9 tRNA genes are annotated in these 1,031 nt (G+C 48.1%); all 9 read left to right on the plus strand.

The annotated features are described in order from the left end of the window. Positions 1–9: 9 nt before the first annotated feature. The 9 genes from ACFC0B_RS40655 (at position 10) to ACFC0B_RS40695 (ending at position 855) form a co-directional block, all read left to right on the plus strand. Positions 10–85: transfer RNA gene (locus ACFC0B_RS40655), tRNA-Val, on the plus strand. 4 nt (positions 86–89) lie between these two features. Continuing rightward, positions 90–165, plus strand: a tRNA-Thr gene (locus ACFC0B_RS40660). 36 nt (positions 166–201) lie between these two features. Beyond that, positions 202–277, plus strand: a tRNA-Lys gene (locus ACFC0B_RS40665). Between the two features lie 6 nt (positions 278–283). Then, a tRNA-Leu gene (locus tag ACFC0B_RS40670) sits at positions 284–366 on the plus strand. Positions 367–406: 40 nt separating this feature from the next. After that, positions 407–481: transfer RNA gene (locus tag ACFC0B_RS40675), tRNA-Gly, on the plus strand. A 14-nt stretch (positions 482–495) separates the two neighbouring features. Continuing rightward, a tRNA-Leu gene (locus ACFC0B_RS40680) sits at positions 496–581 on the plus strand. Between the two features lie 9 nt (positions 582–590). Further along, positions 591–667: transfer RNA gene (locus tag ACFC0B_RS40685), tRNA-Arg, on the plus strand. Positions 668–694: 27 nt separating this feature from the next. Then, positions 695–771, plus strand: a tRNA-Pro gene (locus ACFC0B_RS40690). A gap of 8 nt (positions 772–779) precedes the next feature. Continuing rightward, positions 780–855: transfer RNA gene (locus ACFC0B_RS40695), tRNA-Ala, on the plus strand. Positions 856–1,031: the final 176 nt, after the last annotated feature.

Genomic DNA, 1,031 nt, shown 5'->3' on the forward strand with positions numbered 1-1,031 from the left:
TGCAATTATGGAGGATTAGCTCAGCTGGGAGAGCATCTGCCTTACAAGCAGAGGGTCGGCGGTTCGAGCCCGTCATCCTCCACCATTATGCCGGTGTAGCTCAATTGGTAGAGCAACTGACTTGTAATCAGTAGGTTGGGGGTTCAAGTCCTCTTGCCGGCACCACTTTTATATGATATAATACTCAAGTCTCTTGTAGAAGAGCCATTAGCTCAGTTGGTAGAGCATCTGACTTTTAATCAGAGGGTCGAAGGTTCGAGTCCTTCATGGCTCACCATTTTACGCGGGTGTGGCGGAATTGGCAGACGCGCTAGACTTAGGATCTAGTGTCTTTATGACGTGGGGGTTCAAGTCCCTTCACCCGCATTATATAGGATAACAGTTAGAAAAACTGGACATCCTGTCTGCGGAAGTAGTTCAGTGGTAGAACACCACCTTGCCAAGGTGGGGGTCGCGGGTTCGAATCCCGTCTTCCGCTCCAACTATACCATCCACGCCGGGGTGGTGGAATTGGCAGACACACAGGACTTAAAATCCTGCGGTAGGTGACTACCGTGCCGGTTCAAGTCCGGCCCTCGGCATTAAGTTTTGCGCCCGTAGCTCAATTGGATAGAGCGTTTGACTACGGATCAAAAGGTTAGGGGTTCGACTCCTCTCGGGCGCGCCATATCTTTTAATAGAATAGATAGGAAATCGGGAAGTAGCTCAGCTTGGTAGAGCACATGGTTTGGGACCATGGGGTCGCAGGTTCGAATCCTGTCTTCCCGACCATTTTTTATGGGGCCTTAGCTCAGCTGGGAGAGCGCCTGCTTTGCACGCAGGAGGTCAGCGGTTCGATCCCGCTAGGCTCCACCAAAAGTTTTTAAAAAAAGTTGTTGACTTTGAAGAAGTGACGTTGTATACTAATAAAGTTGCTTTAACAAAGCGGACAAACAAAATGATCTTTGAAAACTAAACAAGACAAAACGTACCTGTTAATTCAGTTTTTAAAAATCGCACAGCGATGTGCGTAGTCAGTCAAACTACTTTAT

This window comes from Kitasatospora sp. NPDC056184 (assembly GCF_042268405.1).
In the GTDB taxonomy this organism is placed as follows: Bacteria; Actinomycetota; Actinomycetes; order Streptomycetales; family Streptomycetaceae; genus Kitasatospora.